General features: G+C 65.1%; 20 protein-coding genes. 6 read left to right on the forward strand and 14 right to left on the reverse strand.

The genetic code is table 11. The features are described from left to right. The first annotated feature begins 62 nt into the window (after positions 1-62). Positions 63-635 carry a TetR/AcrR family transcriptional regulator gene (locus tag FFS60_RS17865; RefSeq protein ID WP_137822718.1) on the forward strand — a complete coding sequence of 191 codons (573 nt, stop codon included), beginning with the start codon at positions 63-65 and terminating at the stop codon, positions 633-635. On the opposite strand, the gene FFS60_RS17870 is transcribed toward FFS60_RS17865, so the two are convergent. Further along, positions 624-1,544, reverse strand: a complete 921-nt coding sequence (locus FFS60_RS17870) for a LysR family transcriptional regulator (protein ID WP_137822719.1) — start codon at positions 1,542-1,544, stop codon at positions 624-626. The two genes, FFS60_RS17865 and FFS60_RS17870, sit on opposite strands and share 12 nt — an antisense overlap. A 61-nt stretch (positions 1,545-1,605) precedes the next feature. Then, entirely contained in the window at positions 1,606-2,508 is a 903-nt protein-coding gene (locus FFS60_RS17875) for a DMT family transporter (RefSeq protein WP_137822720.1), read from the reverse strand. Between the two features lie 144 nt (positions 2,509-2,652). Between FFS60_RS17875 and FFS60_RS17880 the strand changes: the two genes are divergently transcribed. Further along, entirely contained in the window at positions 2,653-3,576 is a 924-nt protein-coding gene (locus FFS60_RS17880; RefSeq protein ID WP_137822721.1) for an autotransporter domain-containing protein, read from the forward strand. 99 nt (positions 3,577-3,675) lie between these two features. Here FFS60_RS17880 and FFS60_RS17885 read toward each other — a convergent pair whose 3' ends face one another. Both FFS60_RS17885 and FFS60_RS17890 read right to left on the reverse strand, forming a co-directional pair. Beyond that, on the reverse strand, positions 3,676-3,840 hold the full coding sequence (locus tag FFS60_RS17885) for a rubredoxin (RefSeq protein ID WP_028629154.1): 165 nt from the start codon (positions 3,838-3,840) through the stop codon (positions 3,676-3,678). 96 nt (positions 3,841-3,936) lie between these two features. After that, positions 3,937-5,010 carry a fatty acid desaturase gene (locus FFS60_RS17890; protein WP_137822722.1) on the reverse strand — a complete coding sequence of 358 codons (1,074 nt, stop codon included), beginning with the start codon at positions 5,008-5,010 and terminating at the stop codon, positions 3,937-3,939. Positions 5,011-5,110: 100 nt separating this feature from the next. Between FFS60_RS17890 and FFS60_RS17895 the strand changes: the two genes are divergently transcribed. Then, the gene (locus tag FFS60_RS17895) at positions 5,111-6,118 is read left to right on the forward strand and encodes an AraC family transcriptional regulator (protein WP_137822723.1); all 1,008 of its coding nucleotides are present in this window, start codon (positions 5,111-5,113) and stop codon (positions 6,116-6,118) included. A 77-nt stretch (positions 6,119-6,195) separates the two neighbouring features. Here FFS60_RS17895 and FFS60_RS17900 read toward each other — a convergent pair whose 3' ends face one another. Next, positions 6,196-6,888 (reverse strand): Crp/Fnr family transcriptional regulator, encoded by a 693-nt coding sequence (locus FFS60_RS17900; protein ID WP_137822724.1) that lies wholly within the window; start codon positions 6,886-6,888, stop codon positions 6,196-6,198. Between the two features lie 84 nt (positions 6,889-6,972). Here FFS60_RS17900 and FFS60_RS17905 point away from each other — a divergent pair, with 84 nt between their 5' ends. Then, positions 6,973-7,497, forward strand: coding sequence for a DUF962 domain-containing protein (locus FFS60_RS17905; RefSeq protein WP_137822725.1), 525 nt, complete (start codon positions 6,973-6,975; stop codon positions 7,495-7,497). Between the two features lie 322 nt (positions 7,498-7,819). Here the strand turns inward: FFS60_RS17905 and FFS60_RS17910 are convergent, their stop codons facing one another. Both FFS60_RS17910 and FFS60_RS17915 read right to left on the reverse strand, forming a co-directional pair. Beyond that, complete coding sequence (locus FFS60_RS17910; protein WP_028629149.1) at positions 7,820-8,572, reverse strand: hypothetical protein; 753 nt, start codon at positions 8,570-8,572, stop codon at positions 7,820-7,822. Between the two features lie 120 nt (positions 8,573-8,692). Next, positions 8,693-9,481, reverse strand: a complete 789-nt coding sequence (locus FFS60_RS17915; protein WP_137822726.1) for a helix-turn-helix domain-containing protein — start codon at positions 9,479-9,481, stop codon at positions 8,693-8,695. A 124-nt stretch (positions 9,482-9,605) separates the two neighbouring features. Here FFS60_RS17915 and FFS60_RS17920 point away from each other — a divergent pair, with 124 nt between their 5' ends. Beyond that, positions 9,606-10,007, forward strand: coding sequence for a hypothetical protein (locus tag FFS60_RS17920; protein ID WP_028629147.1), 402 nt, complete (start codon positions 9,606-9,608; stop codon positions 10,005-10,007). 62 nt (positions 10,008-10,069) lie between these two features. On the opposite strand, the gene FFS60_RS17925 is transcribed toward FFS60_RS17920, so the two are convergent. The 6 genes from FFS60_RS17925 to dibA all read right to left on the reverse strand — a co-directional run bounded on the left by FFS60_RS17925 (position 10,070) and on the right by dibA (position 16,371). Further along, entirely contained in the window at positions 10,070-11,059 is a 990-nt protein-coding gene (locus FFS60_RS17925; protein ID WP_028629146.1) for a sulfate/molybdate ABC transporter ATP-binding protein, read from the reverse strand. A 5-nt stretch (positions 11,060-11,064) separates the two neighbouring features. Beyond that, positions 11,065-11,937 (reverse strand): sulfate ABC transporter permease subunit CysW, encoded by an 873-nt coding sequence (cysW, locus tag FFS60_RS17930; protein WP_028629145.1) that lies wholly within the window; start codon positions 11,935-11,937, stop codon positions 11,065-11,067. Between the two features lie 10 nt (positions 11,938-11,947). Then, on the reverse strand, positions 11,948-12,766 hold the full coding sequence (cysT, locus tag FFS60_RS17935; RefSeq protein ID WP_137822727.1) for a sulfate ABC transporter permease subunit CysT: 819 nt from the start codon (positions 12,764-12,766) through the stop codon (positions 11,948-11,950). A gap of 201 nt (positions 12,767-12,967) precedes the next feature. Further along, positions 12,968-13,966 carry a sulfate ABC transporter substrate-binding protein gene (locus tag FFS60_RS17940; RefSeq protein ID WP_137822728.1) on the reverse strand — a complete coding sequence of 333 codons (999 nt, stop codon included), beginning with the start codon at positions 13,964-13,966 and terminating at the stop codon, positions 12,968-12,970. Between the two features lie 113 nt (positions 13,967-14,079). Beyond that, entirely contained in the window at positions 14,080-14,262 is a 183-nt protein-coding gene (gene oscA, locus FFS60_RS17945) for a sulfur starvation response protein OscA (RefSeq protein ID WP_028629142.1), read from the reverse strand. A gap of 204 nt (positions 14,263-14,466) precedes the next feature. Continuing rightward, the gene (gene dibA / locus FFS60_RS17950; RefSeq protein ID WP_137822729.1) at positions 14,467-16,371 is read right to left on the reverse strand and encodes a phosphodiesterase DibA; all 1,905 of its coding nucleotides are present in this window, start codon (positions 16,369-16,371) and stop codon (positions 14,467-14,469) included. Between the two features lie 172 nt (positions 16,372-16,543). Between dibA and desA the strand changes: the two genes are divergently transcribed. Beyond that, on the forward strand, positions 16,544-17,728 hold the full coding sequence (desA, locus tag FFS60_RS17955; protein WP_137822730.1) for a delta-9 fatty acid desaturase DesA: 1,185 nt from the start codon (positions 16,544-16,546) through the stop codon (positions 17,726-17,728). Between the two features lie 230 nt (positions 17,729-17,958). Here desA and FFS60_RS17960 read toward each other — a convergent pair whose 3' ends face one another. Then, positions 17,959-18,162, reverse strand: coding sequence for a hypothetical protein (locus FFS60_RS17960; protein WP_137822731.1), 204 nt, complete (start codon positions 18,160-18,162; stop codon positions 17,959-17,961). Between the last annotated feature and the right edge of the window lie 4 nt (positions 18,163-18,166).

Consider the following 18,166-nt stretch of genomic DNA (forward strand, 5'->3'; position numbering starts at 1 on the left):
TTAGCTGAACGGACGTTATGCTATGCTCGCCAACGCGTCAAGCCAGTCCACCGGAGGTCGTCGTGCGTTATTCAGCCACCCACAAGGAAGAAACCCGGCAGAAGCTGCTGGAAAGCAGTGGTGCCATCGCCAAGCGCGGCGGCTTCTCCACCACCGGCGTCGACGGCCTGATGAAGGCCATCGGCCTGACCGGCGGTGCCTTCTACAGCCACTTCCCGTCGAAGAACGACCTCTTCACCGCCATCGTCCAGCGCGAGCTATCCCAGAGCCTGATCGGCCATGTCGCCCGTGGCGAAGGATTCTGCCGCGACAAGCTGGAGCGCTGCCTCGATCGCTACCTGAGCATGGCCCATCTGCAGAACCCCGACTCGGGCTGTGCCATCCCGACGCTCGGCGCGGAAATCGCCCGCGCCGATCTTTCCGTGCGTGAGGAGGCCGAGCACTGGATGCTGCAATTGCAGCGTGCCTGGGCGGAAATTCTCGAAGACGGCGAGCTGGCCTGGGCGATGATTTCCCAGTGCGTTGGCGCCCTGGTGGTCGCGCGCATGCTGGCCCGCGAAGAAACCCAGGCCGAAGTCCTGGACGCCAGCCGCGGCTTTCTCGGCCGGGCGCTGGATGACCTGCTAGAGAAGTGACTGCTCGGCGCAGACGCTGAGAATCTGCTCCCGCAACCAGATGTTCGCCGGGTCCTGGTCGAAGGGCTGGGCCCAGAGCATCTCCAGGGAAAAGCTCGGCAGGTCAGGCAGCGGGCTGGTGGTGGTGCGAGCATCGCCCAGCAGCGCGTGGACCCGAGCGGGTAGCACCAGCAACAGCTCGCTGGCCGGAATCAGTTGCAAGGCGGCCAGGTAGTTGTTGGTCCGTGCGGCGATTTGTCGGGAGCGGCCCTGCTGCTGCAGCCAGCCATCGATCATGTTGCGCTCCGAGTCCCAGGGTGTGGGGAACACCTGGCGCCGTGCGCAGAACGCATCCAGGTCATCCACCGCCGCGCTACCGGCGGCGCGGACACAGAGCAGGTCGTCCTTCAGCAAGGCCAGGCTGACCAGGCCGGGGTGGGCGCGGTGCTGGTGCGGGCCGAAGCCCAGGGCCAGGTCCAGTTCGCCCTGTACCAGCGCATCGACGGGGATCTCCCGGCCAAGGCGTTGGACCTCCAGGCTGATGGGGTATCCCGCCTCGCTCAACCGGCGCAGCAATGGCGGCAGGATCAGCAGCTCGAAATACTCCGGTGCGCAAAGGCGGAAGGTACGCGGCGCCTGGCACGGGTCGAAGGCGCTGGCTTCGCTGAAGCAGGCGTTCATCAGCTCGATCATGCTGCGGGCGTGGGGGCGCATGGCCATCGCCTTGCGGGTGGGGCGCATGCCGCTGCGGGTGGCGATGAACAGTTCGTCGTCCAGGGCGCCGCGTAGCTTCTTCAGGCTGTAGCTGACGCTGGAGGCACTGAGATTCAGCGCCTCCGCCACGTCGCCCAAGTGCTGGCGCTCGTAGATTTCGAGGAAGACCAGCAAGTCCTGGATATCGATCTTGCGCAGTCCATTGGCGAGCAGCATGGTGGGGATCCATTGAGCGGGAGCGCCATCAGAACCTGCCCCGATCGACATGGCAAGCCACTCAGGCTGTCGCCGTGCGCGCCGGGCTCAGGCGCGCCAGCCAGAGCATGCCGAGGACGATCAGCACAGCGCCGGCCCAGGCCAGCGGCGCGGGTGCCCGGTGCAGCCAGAAGCACTGCAGCAGCAGGGCGAACAGGCCGCTGAGGTAGCTGTAGGCGATCACCGTGGCCGGGGGCAGCCAGTGGATGGCTCGGTGCAGCAGCCAGAAGGTGGCCAGGGTAGCGGTCAAGGCCAGGTAGAGCAGCCAGCCGATGTCGCGCAGGGCAATGCCTTGCAGCCCCTCCCAGCGCTGGCCCAGGGTCGCCGTCAGGGCCAGCAGCAGGCCGCCGGCCAGTAGGTTGCCGCAGGCCAGGGAAGCGGCGCTGCGCTCAGTACCGAGCCAGGGTTTGAGGCGCTGGCTGAGCGGGCCGTAAATGGCCATGGCCAGGCAGCCGATGCCGTAGAGGCCATAGGCGTAGGCGTCGAAGTGGGCGTTATCGAGCCCGAGCAGGGCTAGCGCGCCAAGGGCGGCGACGAGGGTTGGCCACAGTCGTTGCAGTACCGGTTTGCCTAGCAGCATCCGCTCACTCCCAAGCGTCAGCAGCGGCACGCTGACATAGAGCAGCGCGGTGTCCAGTGCCTTGGTGTGTTTCAGTGCCTCGAACAGGCTGCCGAAATAGAGCGCCAGCAGCCCGCCCAGCACCACGTGGGCCAACAGCGCGCGCCCGTTGGGAAGTCCGGGGCGGCGCAACAGCAGAAAGGGCAGGAACAGGCCGCCCGAGAGCAGCAGGCGCAGTGCGGTCAACGGCAGCGCGTCGAGTGCGGGGTTCACCTCGGCGGCGGCAAAGAACGAGAGCGCCACCAACAGTGCCCAGAGCAGCATCGAGGCGTGGGCGTTGAAGCCTGGAGAGAGGGACTGGCGCATGGTGGGGCTCCGTCTGTATGCAGGTGGCCATTGCGCCAGCGCGGCGATTTCCCGGCAAATCAGAAAGTCGAGAGTGGATTCGGGAATTTGAATCGCCCAGCATGGCGCTAGAGTTATCCACACGCCCATCTGGAGATGCCCGTCATGGGTCAGGATCAATCGCCGCTCGCCACCCTCGCCGGACTGTGCGCCTTGCTGCTGGCCGCACCGGCCCTAGGCGACTCCCTCGCTGTCGCCAGCCGCGCCAGCCTGTTGGAGGACAGCCACTTCGTGCGCGACGCCGCGTCCGAGCGCATCCAGCAGATTCGTTTCTCCTTCCGCGAACCGCCGCTGGAGGAGGGGCAATCACCCGCCTGGGCGCGCGCCTTCGGCAGCCATGGTTCGGTAGACGCCGACCACCGCGCACCGCGCCGGGAGCGTGATGTCGGTGGGCTGCTGCTGGGTAGCGAACGCAAGCTGGGCAATTGGCTGGTCGGTGGAATGGGCGGCTATTCGGCAACGTCGGTGGAGGTGCAGGGCGCGGACGCGGATATCCACAGCCTGCATCTGGGTGCCTATGCCGGCACCAAGGTCTACAACCAGATCGGCGTAAAGCTGGGGGCGGCCTGGAGTGGTCATGATGGTGACCGGCGCGCCGCCGATGCGAACAGTGGTCAGGTATTCGGCGAGCTCAGCTACTCCCTGGATTTCCGCGACTTCAGCGCCGAGGGCTTCAGCGAGCTGGCCTATGTGCGGCTGGACAGTGATTCACAAGCCGCCATCGACAGCCAGCGCGACGAGATCGGCTACAGCACCTTCGGCCTGCGAGGCACCACGCGCATCGAGCTTGAATCGGGCCGGCGCCTGACTGCACGCATCAGCTCGGGCTGGCGTCATGCGTTCAGTGACAGTCGGTTGGAAGACGAGAGTGGTGCCGCCGTGGCACTGACCCGGGACGCTTTCCGCCTGGATATGGGGCTGGACTACCAGTTCACCGACCAGGCCTATGTAGGGCTGTTCTACAACGGCACCTATGCCGAAGACGCGCGGGACAATGGGCTGGCGGCGCGGCTGAGCCTGCGGTTATGACCTATGTAGGATGGGTTGAGCCTGCGAAACCCATCAATCCGGCGATGGGTTTCGCTCCGCTCAACCTATCCTACGAGAGAGCCCTGAATCGCGTCGCACTCAGATTTCCTGCATATCGAAGTCGTTCTTGCCGACGCCGCAATCCGGGCAGATCCAGTCATCCGGCACGTCGGCCCAGGGGGTGCCGGCCGGGATGCCCTCGTCGGGCCAGCCCTTGGTCTCGTCGTAGATCAGGCCGCAGACCACACAAATCCAGGTTTTCATGCCGCTACCTCATGCTTGCAGCTGTGCTCGGGGAAGGCACGCGCCCGGAGGCGCGCGTTGTCGCGATCATAGGCGCGGTGCTGGGTCGCCGGTGCCCTAACCAAGGGTGGGTTGGGCCGGTTGCGTGGCCGCCTGCTCCTTCGGATTCCAGCGGTTGGCGCGGGCGAAGGTGCCGAAGTCGTTGAAGCGAACGCCCATCTCGCGCATCACCTTATGCGCCACTGGCGCGGTCATCTGGCGGATGTAGAAGGGCTCCTTGACCACGAAGTGGTGGATGGCATGGGTGCTGCCGAAGTTGAAGCAGAACGCCTGCAGCGGCCACATCCACCAGGGGTTGAGCACCTGGGTCTGCTGGATCACGTTGCCCAGTTCGACATCGCCGTAGTAGTGCATGTTGGAGCTGACGAAGTGCAGGCAGAAGGTGCGCAGCACATTCGGGCCTACCAGCACCACGACTGCGATGTTGACGAGGTGCATCGCTTCCAGGGTTCCAGCCGACCAGGCGATGGGCGCATTCAGGGCCCAGGCCAGGGTGTCGATGGCGTGGAAGCCGAGGAAGACGTACCAGGTGCCCCAGTTCAGCAGCGCCAGCGGCGCGTAGACCTTCAGGGTGCGCCAGAGGATGCTGCGCTTGTGCGCCCAGGTCTTGGCTCGCAGCATGCGGATCAGCGAGGACATCACGTTGTCGCCCACCATCAGCAGGCGCGCCAGGCCCCAGGGTTCGCCGTTGGTGATGGCGCGCTCCTCCATGTCGGTCTCGGTGCCGGACACCTTGTGGTGGTTGAGGTGCAGGTGACGGCGTATCCAGGGGTTGATGGTGCTCGGCCGCGCCAGCCAGACCAGCGCCATCATCAGGTTGTGCGGCACCTTGCGCTTGCGGAAGTACATGCTGTGGATCAGGTCGTGCTCCAGCTCGTGGGTCAGCGACGCGAAGAAGGCATTGAGCAGCAGGCAGGCCCACCAGGCGATCTGCTCGTTCAGGTAGAGCAGGGCGGAACCGACCATGCCGGCCAGGGCGAAGGCGAGAATGCCGGCGCCGATGGCGTCCTGATGTTTCAACACGGGGTAGCGCTGGCGCAGCGCGTTGCCGCGGGCCATCACCACTTCACGAATATGCGCTGATCGCTGCTGGTCATTCAGCGTGCGGGGGCTTGCAGGCGTGGTGGACATGCTTCCATCCTCTTGTTGGAGATGGTTCTACTGTGCCGTTCCGGGCCGTCGCCGCGCCCGACCGAGCACGCCAACCTGTTGACCGGATACGCCAACCTGCATGAGCGAACCCACCACCCTCGCCAGCTGGACCCGTGCCCTGCGCAAGCAGCTGGATGCGCTTGGGCTCGACAGCGCCGACCTGTGCCGCCAGGCCCAACTCGACCCGGCGCTGATGGACGACCCCAATGCGCGTTACCCGCTTTCGGCCACCACCCGGCTCTGGGAGCTGGCGGTAGCAGCCAGCGGCGACCCGGCCCTGGGCTTGAAGATATCCACCTACGTCAGCCCCACCACCTTCCACGCCCTGGGCTATGCCCTGGTGGCCAGCGCCAGCCTGCGGGAAGTCTTCGAGCGCATCGTGCGTTACCACCAGGTGGTCAGCGACGCCCTGGAGCTGGACCTCAGTCGCCAGGGCGAACGTTACCTGTTCCGTCTGCGGGTGCGCGCCGACGGTATCGAGCCCGCACCGGAAGCGGTGGACGCCTTCGTCGCCATCTATGTCCGCACCTGCCGCAACCGTATCGGTCGTGACTACGCGCCGCTGGCCGTGTACCTGCGCCGACCGGCGCCTGCGGACCCGCAGCCGTGGCACGACGTCTTCCGCGCGCCGCTGGTGTTCGGCGCCGATGAGAATCGGCTGGAGTTCGCGGTGGAGGATTTCGAGCGACTGCTGGACGACGCCAACCCCGAGCTGGCCGAACACAACGAAGCGGTGCTCAAGCGCACTCTGGAGCAGCTGCAGCAGCCCACCTGGTCGCGCAGGGTGCGCGCTTGCCTGGAGGCTCAGCTACCCAACGGGGAGCCCTCCGCCGAGCGCATCGCACAAACCTTGCACCTCAGCCTGCGCAGCCTGCAGCGACACCTGGCCGATGAGGGCTGCAGCTACGAGCAACTGCTGGGCGATACCCGCCAGGCGCTGGCCCTGTCGCACATGCGTGACCCACGCTGTTCCATCAGCGAGGTCGCCTACCTGCTCGGTTTCGCCGATACCAGCAGCTTCAGCCGCGCCTTCAAGCGCTGGACCGGACAGAGCCCCAGCCAGTACCGGGACAGCCTGTTGCGCTGAACCGGTAGGGTGGGCTTCGGCCCACCATTGGTCCCTGCCGGTGGGCTGAAGCCCACCCTACAGAATTCACTGCCGACCTAGGGTTTCTGGGCTGCGTGGCGCAGCAGCTCTGGATCGAGGATCTCGATTTCCCCGTAGTTCAGGCGCAGGGCCCCTTGGGCTTCCAGTTCCTTGAGGATCTGGTTGGTGGTCTGTCGGGAGATCGCCAACATCATTGCCAACTGCTCCTGGGCCAGGTGAATGACCCGCCGCTGGCTTGTGCCTGCGCCATAGCCCTCGGCGATCATCAGCAACCGTCGCGCCAGGCGCTGGGGCGCCGGCAGCAGGCTCATCTCTTCCAGGGCGATGAAGGCCAGGCGCAGCTTCTGACTCATCAGCAAGGCGAAATCGCGCCAGTGCTCCGGCCGTCGTTGCAAGAGGGCCAGCAACGGTGCCTGGGGCAGGTTGAACAGGGTCACGGGGCCTTCGGCGAAGGCGTCATGGGTGCGCGGCTGGCCGTCGAACAGGGAGATTTCGCCGAACCAGTGCGGTGGCTCCACCAGCACCAGCAAGGCCTCCTTGCCGCTCTCGCTGATGCTGCCGACCCGGATCGCGCCATCTAGCACGGCATAGAGCCCGCAGGGTGGGTCGCCACGACGGAACAGCCGTTGGCCAGGCTCCAGCTGGCGCAGCTGGGCCATGGTCAGAAGGTCGTCCTGCAGGCGTGCCGGTAACTGGCTGAACCATTGGCCGGTGAGCAGGAGATCGCGGTGGTGCTTGAATGGGGTCATGGGCTTTGTCGGCTAGCTGACAGAGGTTGCCTGGGGCGTGGCGCCATTATCGACGCAACTGCCTGCCAACCCGAGGACACAATAATGAAAACCCTCATCGACCAACTTGGCCAGTACGCCGAGTACCACCGTGACCGCCGCAACATCGCCACCCACTTCGTCGGCATTCCGCTGATCGTGGTCGCCGTCGCCGTGTTGCTGTCGCGCCCGGGTACCGAAGCCTTCGGCCTCTGGTTGTCGCCGGCGGCCGGGGTCAGCCTGGTATCGGCGCTGTACTACTTCCGCCTCGACCTGCGCTACGGCCTGGTGATGGCTGCGCTGCTCGCGCTCAGCCTGTGGATAGGCGCCGCCCTCGCGGTGCAGGGCACTGCCGCCTGGCTTGGCGCCGGGCTGGGGATGTTCGTGGTGGGCTGGGTGATCCAGTTCATCGGCCATTACTACGAAGGGCGCAAACCGGCGTTCGTCGATGACCTGACGGGCCTGATCATCGGGCCGCTGTTCGTGGTGGCCGAACTGGGCTTCCTGCTGGGGCTGCGCAAGGAAGTCGAGCACGCCGTGGAAGAGCGCGCGGGGCCGACCTGCATTCGCGAGAAGAATGCGGCGGTTTGAGCAATGGTTTCCCGGCACTCACCATTCGACCTGCACGGATTGCGCCCTCTCCCTCTGGGAGAGGGCTGGGGTGAGGGTACTGCCCGCCGCGCGGTATCGCCCATGACTTGTCGCTGATCTTCGCGACTGAGGTCGCTCCCACAACGGCAGAATTACATGTTGTAGGCAGCTGCATTGCCCGTAGGAGCTGGCTTGCCAGCGAATGGCCCCGCTTCGCCGGCAAGCCAGCTCCTACAAAGCTCTTGGCCCGACGGTAAATCTCTCGCAACAGTTAACGTAGGCATAGCGAATGAGTTCGCCCCTACAGGGTTGGTGCCACCAATCAGGGAGCGGGGGGCAGGGCGCCCAGCGCCAGCAACTGCCTGCTCATCGACCGCGCATGACGGTCCACCACCATCGGCGCGTAGGGCCGGCCGGAGGCGCTGACCAGGGCGCTGCTCTGGCTGTTCATATCGCTCAATGCCGCCTTCAGGAAGCTCCAGCGGGTCTTCAGCTTGGCCACAGCCGGGTCGGCCTTGTCATCCAGGGGTGCCAGTTCCTGGTCGATGTCCGGCAATAGCAGACGCTCGTCCTGACCGATGTAGGTGTCGCCGTTCTCGCGGGCGATTTCGAAGGTGCCGATGTAGGCCCGGCTCAGGTACTGCACGTTCAGGTATTCCACCTTGGCCGGCAGATCCTCGACCCCGGCGGCGCCAGCCTGGATGCGGGCGGCGATCAGGAAATCGCGCAGGGCCTTGGCCAGTTCCTGGGGATAGCGCCAGGGCACGTCTTCTTCCTTGTGGCCGAAGGAAACGCCCCGATCGAGTTGGGTAACAAGTGAGTCACGGGTCTTGCGCAGGTCCTCGCTCGGCTCGGCGATGCGCTGGAAGGCGGCGTCCAGTGCCTTGAGGTCGTCGCGCATGCGGGTCGAGTGAGCGTCCTGGAAGCCTTCGCCGCGGAACAGCAGCAGGCTGCTGGTGGCGCGGCAGGCGTGCACCTGCGCGAGTTCCAGCGGTGCCAGCTCGGTTGCGGGTGCAGGCAGGGCGAGGCCTAGGAGAAGGCCCAACAGCGGGTACAGCAGAACCTTGCGGATCATGGCGGGTGCTCCTGTTCTTGTTGTTCTGAGGAGTCGTTGGAGGTGCCGGCACAGCCTACTGTGTCGTGGCCTGGAGGCTATTACCCGAAAGAGTGATTTGCTGTGGGGCGATCGATGTTTTCAGGCGCCGTCCAGCAGTTTGCGCAGCAGCGCCGCGCTGGACGGGTCGGCGGGAAACAGGGTCTCCAGCCCCAACTCGGCGAGGGTGACGTCCACCGGAGTGCCGAACACCGTGATGGTGCTGATGAAGCTGATGACGCCCAACGGCGTTCGCAGTTGCAGCGGCACGAGCACGGCATCGCTGGGCAAGCCGGCTGGCGGAGGCGGGGCGGGGTAGTCCGCGAGTTCATCGAACAGGGCCTGCAGTTCGCGGTCGCCGCTGACCTCGATATCCCGCTGCAGGCGCTCCAGCAGATGCGCGCGCCATTGGCCGAGGTTGACGATGTGCGGTGCCAGGCCTTGTGGATGAAGCGACACGCGCAGCACGTTGAGTGGTGGCGCCAGCAGTTCAGGTGCCACGCCCGAGAGCAGGGGCGCAACGGAACCGTTGGCCGCCAGCAGGTTCCAGTGGCGGTCCACCGCCAGCGCCGGATTGGGTTCGTGGGCCTTGAGCAATTGATCGATCGCCTGACGGGCACCCGCCAGGGCCGGGTCGTCGAGCGCGCGCTGAGGGAACAGTGGTGCATAGCCGGCCGCAGTCAGCAGGCGGTTGCGCTCGCGCAGGGGAATCTCCAGTTGCTCGGCCAGGTGCAGCAGCATCTCGCGGCTGGGGTGGGCGCGGCCGGTCTCGACGAAACTCAGGTGACGCGTGGAAATCTCCGCGTCGCAGGCGAGGTCGAGCTGGCTGAGGCGGCGCCGCTGGCGCCATTGGCGCAACAGGGCGCCGACGGGGTGGGCAGATGTATTCATGGCACCGACGATAGTCCAGGGAGGGAAGCTCGGCCATTACCTGGCAGGTAATCGACCCGCTGCGGGTTTCGCGGAAATCTGTCGCCAAGCGCCAGGTCGGCGCCCCATCGACAGGAGAACCACCATGACTCATCTCGACATGTCCCCGCTGCTGCGCCGTGCCCTGCAAGCCGATGCCCTGGCCAGCGGCGCCATGGGCCTGCTGCTCGCGCTGGCCGCCGGACCGCTCGAAGAACTGCTGGGCCTGCCGCGTTCGCTGCTGCTGGGCGCGGGTATCGGCCTGCTGCCCTTCGCGCTCGTCCTCGGCTGGCTGGCCAATCGCACAACCGTGCGGCGCGGCTGGATCTGGGCAGTGCTGGCGATCAATGCGGTGTGGGTGATCGACAGCCTCTCGCTGCTCGCCCTCGGTTGGGTGGAGCCGACCCTGCTGGGCAAGGTCTTCGTGATCGGCCAGGCGGTGGCGGTGGCCGTGCTCGCGGAGCTGGAGTTCTTCGGCTTGCGCCGTTGCCCGAGTGTGACTGCGTGAAGGGCAGCGCTGCGTTGGGCTTTGCGCGGCGCTCAGCCCAACCTGCGGTCAGGCGGCCAGGTTCAGAACCCCGCCGCCTTCTGCCAGGCCTTGGGCTTGAAGAACAGCGTTTCGCCGCGTACCAGGCCTACGAGGCTGTCGTGGTCTTTCACCACTTCGGCCTCGATCAGCTCATCCTGGCCGTCCACCTTCAGGGTTACCCGGGTGATGGCGCCCAAGGGGCGGATGTCACGGACTTCGGCGGCGCGGTGTTCGTCCACATCGGAGCGCGACAGCGACACTTCGTGGGGGCGGAACAGCAGATGCTGGTCGTCGCCCAGGTGCAGGCGATTGGAGTCGCCGAGGAAGTGGTAGACGAAGTCACTGGCCGGGTTCTCGTAAACCTCGCCGGGCGAGCCGATCTGTTCGATCACACCTTTGTTCATCACCACGATGCGGTCGGCCACTTCCATGGCTTCTTCCTGGTCGTGGGTGACGAACACGGAGGTCAGGTTGATCTCCTCGTGCAGGCGCGCCAGCCAGCGGCGCAGCTCCTTGCGCACCTTGGCGTCGAGGGCGCCGAAGGGCTCGTCCAGCAGCAGGATCTTCGGTTCCACCGCCAGGGCGCGGGCCAGGGCGATGCGCTGGCGCTGGCCACCGGAGAGCTGCTCCGGGTAGCGGTCGGCGAGCCAGTCCAGCTGCACCATGTTCAGCAGCTCGTGGACCTTGGCCTTGATGGCCGACTCGCTCGGACGCTCGCGCTTGGGCTTCATGCGCAGGCCGAAGGCGACGTTGTCGAATACCGTCATGTGACGGAACAGTGCGTAGTGCTGGAACACGAAGCCGACGTTGCGATCGCGCACGTCGTGCTGGGAGACGTCCTCGCCGTGGAACACGATGCTGCCCGCGTCCGGGGTTTCCAGGCCGGCGATGATCCGCAGCAGGGTGGTCTTGCCGCAGCCAGAGGGCCCGAGCAGCGCCACCAGCTCGCCGCTGTGGATATCCAGGTTGATCACGTCGAGGGCCTTGAAGGCGTTGAAGTTCTTGCTGACGTTGCGGATTTCAATGCTCACGGTGGTTACTCCTCATCAGCATTCGACTTGAGACGGGACAGACGCGACTCGCTCCACTGCTTGAGCAGCAGGATGCCTAGCGCCAAGGCCAGCAACAGGCTGGCGACGCTGAAGGCGGCGACGTGGTTGTACTCGTTGTAGAGAATCTCGACGTGCAGCGGCAGGGTGTTGGTGACGCCGCGGATGTGTCCGGAAACCACCGACACCGCGCCGAACTCGCCCATCGCCCGCGCGGTGCAGAGCACCACGCCGTAGATCAGGCCCCATTTGATGTTCGGCAAGGTCACGTGCCAGAACATCTGCCAGCCGTTGGCGCCCAGCAGGCGAGCGGCTTCTTCCTCCTGGGTGCCTTGTTCCTGCATCAGCGGGATCAGCTCGCGGGCGACGAAGGGGACGGTCACAAAAAGGGTGGCCAGGACGATGCCGGGGACGGCGAAGACGATCTGGATGTCGCGGTCCTGCAGCCACTCGCCGAAGTAACCCTGGGCACCGAACAGCAGCACGTAGATCAGGCCGGCGATCACTGGCGACACCGAGAACGGCAGGTCGATCAGTGTCACCAGCAGGCTCTTGCCGCGAAACTCGTACTTGCTCACGCACCAGGCGGCGGCCACGCCGAACACCAGGTTGAGTGGCACCGAGATGGCCACGGCGATCAGGGTCAGCTTCAGCGCGGAGAGGGCGTCCGGCTCGAAGATGGCGGTGAAGAAGGTGCCCAGGCCTTGCTTCAGCGCTTCGCTCAGCACCACCAGCAGCGGCAGCAGCAGGAACAAGGCGAAGGCCAGCCAGGCGCTGGATATCAGGATGCGACGACCCCAGGCGCTGCCCCGGCGGGCAGCATTGGCGGAGGACGCGGCGGTCAGGCTTGCGGTGCTCATGGCCTTCTCCTCAAGGGGTCTCGATACGGCGCTGCAGCAGGTTGATCAGCAGCAGCAGGACGAAGGCGACGACCAGCATCAGCACGCCGATGGCGGTGGCGCCGGTGTAGTCGTACTGGTCCAGCTTGACCATGATCAGCAGCGGCAGGATCTCGGTCTTCATCGGCATGTTGCCGGCGATGAAGATCACCGAGCCGTACTCGCCCACGCCGCGGGCGAAGGCCAGCGCGAAACCGGTCAGCCAGGCGGGGAGCAGGGCCGGCAGCAGCACATGGCGGAAAGTCTGCAACGGCTTGGCGCCCAGGCACGCGGCGGCTTCCTCCACTTCGCGGGGGATGTCCGCCAGCACCGGCTGCACCGTGCGCACCACGAAGGGCAGGGTGACGAAGGTCAGCGCCAGGGTGATGCCAAGCGGGGTGTAGGCGATCTTGAAACCGAGGTCGGTAGCGAACTGGCCCACCAGGCCGGCCGGTGCGTAGAGCGCGGTGAGGGCGATACCGGCGACCGCGGTCGGCAGGGCGAAGGGCAGGTCGACCATGGCGTCGATGACCTTGCGGCCGAAGAAGTCGTAACGCACCAGCACCCAGGCCAGCAGGGTGCCGATGAGGCCGTTGATCACGGCGGCGGCCAGCGCGGTGCCGAAGCTGAGCTTGAGGGCGGCGAGCACGCGAGGGGCGCTGATGATGGTCCAGAACTGAGGCCAGGTCAGCTCGGTGGTCTTGAGGAACAGGGCACCGAGGGGAATCAGGACCAGCAGGCTGAGGTACACCAGGGTGTATCCCAGGGTCAGCCCGAAGCCGGGTATGACCGGTGAAATGCGTCGCGACATGTTCTGTCCTTACTCTGCGTTGGAACGCTTGGTTTTCCGGAGCAGGCCCTGTCGAGCCGTATCCGGCAAACAGGCCCGATCCGTGGATCAGGCCTGGTTTTCGCTCCTTCCCTGGAACTCTCGCGATGGGTTTCGCTCCGCTCTACCGATCCTACGGAACTGGTCTCGTAGGATGGGTAGAGCTTGCGAAACCCATCAACGTTATTGCGCCTGGTAGATCTGGTCGAAGATGCCGCCGTCGTTGAAGAACTTCGGTTGCGCTTCCTTCCAGCCGTTGAAGTCCTTGTCCACGGTCACGAGGTCCAGCTTCGGGAACTGCCTGGCGAACTCGGCCGCGACCTTCTCGTTACGCGGCCGGTAGAAGTTCTTTGCCGCGATGCGCTGGCCTTCCTCGCTGTACAGGTACTGCAGGTAGGCTTCGGCGACCTTGCGGGTGCCCTTCTTGTCGACGTTCCTGTCCACGACCGATACCGGCGGCTCGGCGAGGATCGACAGGCTCGGTGCGACGATTTCGAAGTTCTCGCCACCCTGTTCCTTCAGGGCCAGGAAGGCTTCGTTCTCCCAGGCCAGCAGCACGTCGCCGATCTGGTTGTTGACGAAGGTGATGGTCGAGCCACGGGCGCCGGTATCCAGCACGGGTACGTGCTGGTACAGCGCCTTCACGTATTCCTGGGCCTTGGCGTCACTGCCGTACTGCTTTTTGGCCCAGGCCCAGGCGGCGAGGAAGTTCCAGCGGGCGCCGCCGGAAGTCTTCGGGTTCGGGGTGATGACTTCCACGCCCTCTTTGGTCAGGTCGCCCCAGTCCTTGATGCCCTTGGGGTTGCCCTTGCGGACCAGGAACACGATGGTCGAGGTGTAGGGGGTGCTGTTGTCCGGCAGACGGGCCTGCCAGTTTTCCGGGACCAGCTTGCCGAGTTTTTGCAGCTCGTCGATGTCGCCGGCCAGCGCCAGGGTCACCACGTCGGCCTTCAGGCCGTCGATCACGGCGCGGGCCTGCTTGCCGGAGCCACCGTGGGATTGCTGCACCTTCACATCCTCGCCGCCTTCGGCCTTCCAGTGCTTGGCAAAGGCAGCGTTGTATTCCTGGTAGAGCTCACGGGTCGGGTCGTAGGACACGTTGAGCAGTTCGGTGGCGGCGGCGGCCGGGCCGGCGATCAAGGCGCTGGCGAGGGCGGCGAGGGCGAAACGGCGAATCGACATTATCAAGCTCCTGGAACTGGATTTTTGTGTTGGCTGGTTTTTCGTCGATACGCCCTCCGGCTGTCCGGTCGGGCCTCGAGCCTGCTGCGCAGGGCTCGGAAGAGTTCGGTGGATCAGCTGTTGCGTGGGGTTGGTTGCTGCAGGCGGAATTTTTCCTTGCGCTCGATCTGCACCACCTGGCCGTTGTGCACGGTGATCTCCACCGAGCCGAAACGCAGGCCAAGCAGGGCACTCTGGATTTCGCGCAAGATGCTGGCTTCGTCCTGGCCTTCCACGCTACGAAGGGATGCGCTCATGGTCGTGCTCCTTGAAATGGGGCCCGCGGCGATGGACGGGGAAGGGGTTCCGCGTGGCGTGGAGCGAATATTAGGCAGGGTTGGTTTATTCTTAAAAATACTGTTTAAGAATTTTTATATAACCAAAAGTATTGATCTGTGTGAGATGCACCCGGCTCGCCAGGCGCGGTGAGGGCCATGCGTGCAGTGGTCCTGCAAGGACTATCAGGCGGCCGGCCAGCGCCGCTCGACCTCTTCCACTGGCAGCGGGCGGCTGAACAGATAGCCCTGGCCGTAGTCGCAGCCCAGCTCGCGAAGGAAGTCGGCCTGGGCATCTTCCTCGATCCCCTCGGCCAGCACGCTGAGGCCCAGGCTGTGCCCCAGGGCGGTAACGGCGCGGGCGATGGCGATGTCATTCGGGTCGGCCGGCAGGCCACGAATGAAGCTCTGGTCGATCTTCAGTTTGTGCACCGGCAGGCGCTTGAGGCGCTGGAGCGAGGAGTAGCCGGTGCCGAAGTCATCGATGGCCAGCCGCACGCCGAGGTCGCGCAGGCGCGATAGCAGGGCCTCGGCGGTTTCCGGGGCCTCCATCACAGCGCCTTCGGTAATTTCCAGCTCCAGATACTTCGGCTCCAGGCCGGTGGCGGATAGCACGCGAGCCACATCGTCATACAGCTCGGTGCGGCGGAACAGGCGGCATGACAGGTTGACGGCAATGAAGGTCAGCTCATGGCCCTGGACCCGCCACTGCTGCATCTGCCGGCAGGCCTGTTCCAGCACCCAGGCATCGATGTGGCCGATCAGTCCGCTTTCTTCGGCAATCGGCAGGAACTCACCCGGTGGCACCAGGCCGCGCTGGGGATGTTCCCAGCGCACCAGGGCTTCGAAGCCGATCAGGTGGTTGTCGGCCAGGCGCCGGATGGGCTGGTAGTGCACGCGCAATTGGTCGTGCTCCAGTGCCCGGCGCAAGGCGCTGACCAGCTCGACACGCTGGCGCGCCTGCTCGGTCAGCTCCTGGCTGTAGAACGCATAGGAATCGCGCCCCGCACTCTTGGCCTTGAACAGTGCCGAGTCCGCATTGCGCATCACTTGCTCGACAGTGGAGTCGTCGTTCGGAAACAGGCTTATGCCCAGGCTGGTGCTGATGAAAATGTCCTGGCCACCCAGGCGGAACGGGGTCGCCAGCTCGCTGCGGATGCGCTCGGCCAGGGCCGCCGTCTGGTCGGCCTGGGGGCAGTTGTCCCAGAGCAGGCCGAATTCGTCGCCACCGAGGCGAGCCAGGGTCATGCCGCCTTCCAGCAGGCCCTGCAGGCGGACGCCGACCATCTTCAGCAGCAGGTCGCCCTGGGAATGGCCGAGGCTTTCGTTGATGTGCTTGAAATGGTCCAGGTCCAGCAGGAGGACGGCACCACGCTGTTGTTCGCGGCGGGCACGCTCCAGCACCTGCTCGACGCGTTCGGTGAACAGCAGGCGGTTGGCCAGGCTGGTCAGCGGGTCGTGGTGGGCGAGGAAGTCCAGTTCGTGCTGGGAACGCTTGATGGCGCTGATGTCGGAGAACACCGCCACGTAATGGGTCAACCGGCCTTCCTCGTCATGGATGGCGCGCAGGTTCTGCCAGAGCGGGTAGATCTCGCCGTTCTTGCGCCGGTTCCACACTTCGCCGCTCCATTCCCTGCGGTTCTCCAGGGCGTGCCACATGGCCTTGTAGAAGGCCGGCTCGTGGCGGCCGGAGCTGAAGATCCGCGGGTTCTTGCCCAGCACCTCGGCCTCCTCGAAGCCGGTGATGCGGGCGAAGGCGCGATTGACGTGCACGATGCGGCTATCGGCATCGGTGACCAGCACGCCTTCCTGGGTGCTGTCGAACACCGCGGCGGCCTGGCGCAGGCTGCTTTCGTGGGCGCGGCGGGCGTCCAGGTAGCCCTTCAGGCTGCGCAGGTGCATGCACGCCAGGCCGAACAGCAGAAGGCTGGTGACCAGGACGAAGAACAGGCCCTTGGCGGTCTGCAACTCGTTCAGTAGCGCGCGGTCGCCCACCAGGCCGACCAGTACACGGTCGCTGAACAGTACCCAGAGGCTGGCAAGAATGAAGTAGGGCAGCACCAGTCTGAGGGCGCTGAACTTGGAACGCATGGGCGCGGCCTTCCTGGCTTGGGCAAAACGTGAGGATGCGCATTATAGGGGCAACCGACGACCGGGGGGCTTCTATCTAAAAGACGGGATGGTTTTCTCCGGGGGCTTTGTGATAATCCGAGCGTAGCTAGCGCTACAAGCCCCGATCACTTCACCCGAGGCAACTCCATCCATGTGGTACAACGGTTTTCTCGACCTGTCGCTGTGGCAACTGGTGGCGGTCACCCTGGTGATGACCCATATCACCATCGTCAGCGTCACCGTCTATCTGCACCGCTACTCCGCGCACCGCTCGCTGGAGCTGCATCCTGCGCTCAAGCACTTCTTCCGTTTCTGGCTGTGGCTGACCACGGCCATGAACACCCGCGAGTGGACCGCCATCCACCGCAAGCACCACGCCAAGTGCGAAACCGCCGACGACCCCCACAGCCCGGTGGTCAAGGGCGTCTGGACCGTCCTGCGCAAGGGCGCCGAGCTTTACCAGGAAGAGGCCAAGAACGAAGAAACCCTGCGCATCTACGGCAAGAACTGCCCGGATGACTGGATGGAGCGCAACGTCTACAGCCGCTACCCCATTGGTGGCGTGACCCTGATGGCGCTGATCGACCTGGCGCTATTCGGCGCGGGCGGCATCACCATCTGGGCCATCCAGATGATGTGGATTCCCGTCTGGGCCGCCGGCGTCATCAACGGCCTGGGCCATGCCATCGGCTACCGCAACTTCGAATGCCGCGATGCCGCCACCAACCTTGTGCCCTGGGGCATCCTCATCGGTGGCGAAGAGCTGCACAACAACCACCACACCTACCCGAACTCCGCGAAGCTCTCGGTGAAGAAGTGGGAGTTCGACATGGGCTGGGCCTGGATCAAGCTGTTCAGCCTGCTGGGCATGGCCAAGGTGCAGCGCGTCGCCCCCATTGCCCATCGCGTCGAAGGCAAGGGCAACCTGGACATGGATACCGCCATGGCCATCCTCAACAACCGCTTCCAGATCATGGCCCAGTACCGCAAGTTGGTGATCGGCCCGCTGGTGAAGCAGGAGCTGGCCAAGGCCGACGCATCGGTTCGCCACTCGTTCCGCCGCGCCAAGCGCCTGCTCTCCCGCGAGACCAGCCTGCTCGACGAAGGCCACCAGGCGCGTATCGCCGCCATGCTGGAGCAGAGCCAGGCCCTGAAGGTGATCTACGAGAAGCGCCTGGCGCTGCAGCAGATCTGGGTCAAGACCAGCGCCAACGGCCACGACATGCTCGAAGCCATGAAGCAGTGGGTGCATGAGGCCGAAGCCAGCGGCATCCAGTCCCTGCGTGACTTCGCCGAACAGCTGAAGACCTACTCCCTGCGTCCGGCCACCGCCTGACACGGGACAGCACCAACGAAAAGGCCGGCAGACACGCCGGCCTTTTTGCTTTCTGGCTTTTTGTGGATACATCGCCAAGGGCAGCGCAGCTGCTCCGCGAGGCACCCCACCCGCACGGCATTTCCCGCAGGCAAAAAAAGGCCGCTCATCGTGAGCGGCCTGAACAGGACGTTGATATAGGAGCTGTCACGCATCAACGTCAGGAGGTGGAGAACGGGGAGGGGCAGGGATCAGCTGTCCTGGTGGACGTCGGACTGCTTCTGCTGCTCGGCGCCTTGCTTGGCGATGGCCTGCTGCTGGGCGGCGTCGGCGCGCTGCTCGGCCAGCGCTGCATTACGTGCAACAAAGGCGTTGGATTCTTCGGCCAGGGTCAGCTGCGAGAAAAACAGGGTAAATACGGCGAAAACGGCAGTAAAAATCAGGTTACGTTGCATATCT

Origin of the sequence: Pseudomonas sp. D(2018) (assembly GCF_005502555.1) — a bacterium.
Taxonomy (GTDB): Bacteria; Pseudomonadota; Gammaproteobacteria; order Pseudomonadales; family Pseudomonadaceae; genus Metapseudomonas; species Metapseudomonas resinovorans.